Origin of the sequence: uncultured Campylobacter sp., assembly GCF_938045225.1 — a bacterium.
GTDB lineage: Bacteria > Campylobacterota > Campylobacteria > Campylobacterales > Campylobacteraceae > Campylobacter_A.
Genome location: NZ_CALINL010000268.1, coordinates 1 through 4,135, shown reverse-complemented (window position 1 = coordinate 4,135; position 4,135 = coordinate 1). Strand labels below are relative to the sequence as shown.

Sequence of the window (4,135 nt, the reverse complement as noted above, 5' to 3'; positions counted from 1 at the left end):
AAGTGGATGTCAAACTCGGCCACGCCGTGCGCGCCACGCTAAAACTAGACGTCGAGGGCGAATAAGTGTTTCACGCGACTACAATTTTAGCCTACAAAGGCAAGAATAAATCGGTCATCGGCGGCGACGGACAAGTGAGCTTTGGCAACACGGTACTAAAAGGCAATGCGGTAAAAATCCGCAAAATCCACGGCGGCAAGGTTCTAGCGGGCTTTGCCGGCAGCACCGCCGATGCGTTTAATCTCTTTGATATGTTTGAAAACAACCTCGAACACGCCAAAGGCGACCTGCTAAAAGCGGTGATCGAATTTAGCAAAGAGTGGCGCAAGGATAAATACCTGCGCAAGCTAGAAGCTATGATGCTAGTGCTTGATAGAGAGAAAATTTTCCTTTTGAGCGGAACTGGAGACGTCGTAGAGCCAGAGGACGGCAAAATAGCCGCTATCGGAAGCGGCGGCAACTACGCCCTATCCGCAGCCAGGGCTCTGGATAAATTTGCTCAGATCGACGAAGAGGAGCTCGTAAAAGAAAGCCTAAAGATCGCTGGCGAAATTTGCATTTATACAAACACGAACATAAAAACCTACGTTTTAGAATAGAGAAAAGATGAATTTAACCCCAAAAGAGATAGTGAAATTTTTAGACGATTACGTCATCGGGCAAAAGGACGCCAAAAAGATCATCGCCATCGCGCTGCGAAACCGTTACCGCAGGATGAAACTAGATAAAACGATGCAAGATGATATCATGCCAAAAAACATTCTAATGATAGGCTCGACTGGCGTAGGTAAAACAGAGATCGCAAGGCGTTTGTCAAAGATGATGGGCTTGCCGTTTATCAAAGTAGAAGCTAGCAAATACACCGAGGTTGGCTTCGTAGGACGCGACGTTGAAAGTATGGTGCGCGACCTGGCGGCCGCGTCGGTAAATTTGGTTAAAGCCGAAAAGCGCGAGAAAAACCGCGAGAAAATCGATGAATACGTAAAAGATAAGATAATAAAAAAGCTCCTGCCGCCTCTACCAACGGGTGCAAGCAAAGAGAAAAAAGCCGACTACGAAAAAAGCTACGAAAAGATGATGAGTAGGCTCGAAAACGGCGATCTAGACGATCTAAGCATCGAGATAGAAGTCGTACAAAATAGCTTTGACGCAGGAGCCAATGTACCGCCCGATATGGCGCAAATGCAAGAGAGCTTCGTCAAAATCATCGGCCTAAGCAACAAAACCGTCAAAAAAGAGATGAAGGTAAAAGACGCAAAAGAGGCGCTCAAAAACGAAGCTAGCGATAAAATTTTAGATATGGAAAGCATCAAAACCGAAGCCGTGCGAAGAGCAGAAAACGAGGGCATAATCTTTATCGACGAGATCGACAAGGTCGCGGTAAGCTCCGGAAACTCAGGCAGGCAAGATCCGAGTAAAGAAGGCGTACAGCGCGACTTGCTACCTATCGTGGAGGGCTCGACGGTGACGACCAAATTTGGCGCCATAAAGACCGATCACATCCTTTTTATTGCCGCAGGCGCCTTTCACATCAGCAAACCAAGCGATCTAATCCCCGAGCTTCAGGGGCGTTTCCCGCTACGAGTTGAACTTGATAGTCTAGATGAAAACGCGCTGTATCAAATTTTAACTCAGCCAAAAAATTCGCTACTCAAGCAGTATGAAGCGCTTTTAAAAACCGAAAACGTTGAGCTTAAATTTAACGATGACGCCATAAAAGCTATCGCAAAAATCGCTCAAAACGCCAACGAAAAAATGGAAGATATCGGCGCTAGACGCCTGCATACCGTGATCGAGCGCGTGATCGAGGATATCAGCTTTGAGGCTAACGAGCACGGCGGCGAAACGGTAGAAGTAGACAAAGCTCTCGTAGAAAAGCGCCTATCAGACGTCGTCGAGGATCAAGATCTAGCGAGATATATCTTATGAAATCAGGCTTTGTAAGCATCATCGGTCGCACGAATGCAGGCAAAAGCTCCCTTTTAAATTTTTTGCTTGATGCGAAGATCACCATCGTCTCGCACAAGCAAAATGCCACGAGGCGCAAGATTAGTGGAATCGTGATGAACGGCGAGGATCAGATCGTTTTTACAGATACGCCGGGACTTCACGAGAGCAACAAAACGCTAAACAAACTCATGATAAACGAAGCTATAAAATCCATGGGCGACTGCGATGCGATCATATTTTTGGCGCCCATTCACGACAGCATAGACGACTACGTCAAATTTCTAAATTTAAATCCACAAAAACCACATATCTTGGTGCTCACCAAGGTTGACGAAGTCTCAAACGCTAAGGTGCTGGGAAAAATCACACAATATCAAAAATTTCAAGACAAATTTACAGCACTTTTGCCTTTTAGCGTCAAAAAGCAAACCTACAAAAAGCCGCTTTTGGATGAAATTTGCAAGCTTTTGCCAGAGCACGAGTATTTTTACGATCCGGAATTTTTAACACCGACAAACGAAAAGGAAATTTTTCGTGAATTTATCCTTGAGGCACTATACGATAATCTAAGCGATGAGATCCCCTATTCCACCGACGTACTCATAGATAAGGTCAAAGAAAAACCGGAAATAACTGAAATTTATGCTACCATAATTACCGAGCGCGAGATACATAAATCTATGATTATCGGAAAAAATGGACAAACCATCAAAAGAATCGGGATAAATTCAAGAAAGTTAATATCAAGTTTTACCGGTCAAAAAATACTCGTAAAGCTCGTTGTAGTCGTAAAAAAAGACTGGCGCAAAGACGAAAAAACTATAAAAAGCTTGAATATTTTATAAATAATTATTAAGTCATATATTTTTATGGTATAATGAATGCGTCTAATTAGCCAATATATGGTAAGATTGACTCAAATTTGAGGTTGCAATGAAGGATACTTAAAAATGGCAAAAAACAAAAATGGAGCAGCAAGTATAGTCACGTATGACCCTTACATGCAAACTTCATATGCATTTTCTGGTAACAAAATTTCACAAATAGATCTAAGTAAAGCAAATAAAAATAACTTTTTTATATCATATATAAAATATAAAGACCTATTGATAGGAAACATAGAAATTCCAATATCAACAGAAGAAGATGATATATCAAATTTAATAACAATTAAGGCATATGAACAATTTAATTTAGATCCATCTTCTGAGTATAAGATTGTGTATAATGAAACGGTAAGTATATCGTCTGAAACCAAAATTTTTGGTTTTAGACGACCTTTTATATCTACTCTAAAATAAAACGGTATATGCCGCACCGCCGTTTTGAAGTTAATCCACTATACAATCTCGATTTCCGTTTACAGTAAAGAGTCTATTATGAAACTGACGTTGATGTTTCGCGAATATTGCAGCCTCTGCCACAAAATGCGCGAACAGCTTAAACCGTATCAAGAAAGATTTGGCTTTGAGCTGGAAATTCTTGATGTTGATGAAGATCCTGTCTTGGAAGAAAAATATAATGAACTTGTCCCTGTTTTGCTTGATGGCCAAACAGAAATTTGCCATTGGTTTTTGGATGAGGAAAAATTGAAAACCTTCTTGGAAACAAAATGTAATGGGTATAACGGCTGAAAGTATTTCTGTTTTGATAAGTTGGTTTCGATAATTGAAAACAGCTCGTCTGAAAAATTTTCAAAGAATTTCAAGATTTTGTTCTTACGCTACCGCTATATGAATAAAAGACTGCCTGATTTTTTATTTCAGACAGCCTTTGAAATATCATGAGGGGTAAGCATCATCCCCTCTGTTTTATTTAACCGGCTACGGGTGTAGTCGGAGCAACCGGTTTTCCGGTGAAAGAAGCACGTTTTGCGGCTTGGTAAATAGCCAGTCGTCTGCGATGTGGCATTATTTTTCCTTTCTGTGATTTAAAGGATTATTCTGAAACGGAAGATGAGTCAAATCGTGCATTTACCGTTTAATAATCCTGTCGTTGATTGTTTATTGGTCTTTTATCGATTATTCAATATATTGTGAGATGTTAGGTTAGGATGATAGCTGTTTTTTATTTAGACTAAAAGATGAATTGTGTAAAGTTAAATACTTGTTTCGTAAGGTTTGACGTTCATATAAAAAGCCCCTGTTATCAGGGGCTTTTTAGTGAGGATTAGTCCAATTTACCG

Annotated in this window: 5 protein-coding genes; all 5 read left to right on the top strand. The window is 40.7% G+C overall.

Going from position 1 to position 4,135, the window contains the following annotated elements:
• Nucleotides 1–65 precede the first annotated feature (65 nt).
• The 5 genes from hslV (at nt 66) to Q0200_RS09650 (ending at nt 3,584) form a co-directional block, all read left to right on the top strand.
• Nucleotides 66–599 carry an ATP-dependent protease subunit HslV gene (gene hslV, locus Q0200_RS09670; protein WP_002947707.1) on the top strand — a complete coding sequence of 178 codons (534 nt, stop codon included), beginning with the start codon at nt 66–68 and terminating at the stop codon, nt 597–599.
• Nucleotides 600–606: 7 nt separating this feature from the next.
• On the top strand, nt 607–1,929 hold the full coding sequence (hslU, locus tag Q0200_RS09665; RefSeq protein ID WP_297940733.1) for an HslU--HslV peptidase ATPase subunit: 1,323 nt from the start codon (nt 607–609) through the stop codon (nt 1,927–1,929).
• Nucleotides 1,926–2,795, top strand: coding sequence for a GTPase Era (gene era / locus Q0200_RS09660; protein ID WP_297940731.1), 870 nt, complete (start codon nt 1,926–1,928; stop codon nt 2,793–2,795). Before hslU ends, era begins: the two co-directional genes overlap by 4 nt.
• A gap of 105 nt (nt 2,796–2,900) precedes the next feature.
• The gene (locus Q0200_RS09655) at nt 2,901–3,251 is read left to right on the top strand and encodes a hypothetical protein (RefSeq protein ID WP_297940728.1); all 351 of its coding nucleotides are present in this window, start codon (nt 2,901–2,903) and stop codon (nt 3,249–3,251) included.
• Between the two features lie 78 nt (nt 3,252–3,329).
• Complete coding sequence (locus Q0200_RS09650) at nt 3,330–3,584, top strand: glutaredoxin family protein (RefSeq protein WP_049229147.1); 255 nt, start codon at nt 3,330–3,332, stop codon at nt 3,582–3,584.
• Nucleotides 3,585–4,135: the final 551 nt, after the last annotated feature.

Excerpts from the sequence above, each read along its gene's own strand:
- hslU (WP_297940733.1), top strand. The coding sequence starts at position 607 with ATGAATTTAACCCCAAAAGAGATAGTGAAATTTTTAGACGATTACGTC.
- era (WP_297940731.1), top strand. The coding sequence starts at position 1,926 with ATGAAATCAGGCTTTGTAAGCATCATCGGTCGCACGAATGCAGGCAAA.
- Q0200_RS09655 (WP_297940728.1), top strand. The coding sequence starts at position 2,901 with ATGGCAAAAAACAAAAATGGAGCAGCAAGTATAGTCACGTATGACCCT.
- Q0200_RS09650 (WP_049229147.1), top strand. The coding sequence starts at position 3,330 with ATGAAACTGACGTTGATGTTTCGCGAATATTGCAGCCTCTGCCACAAA.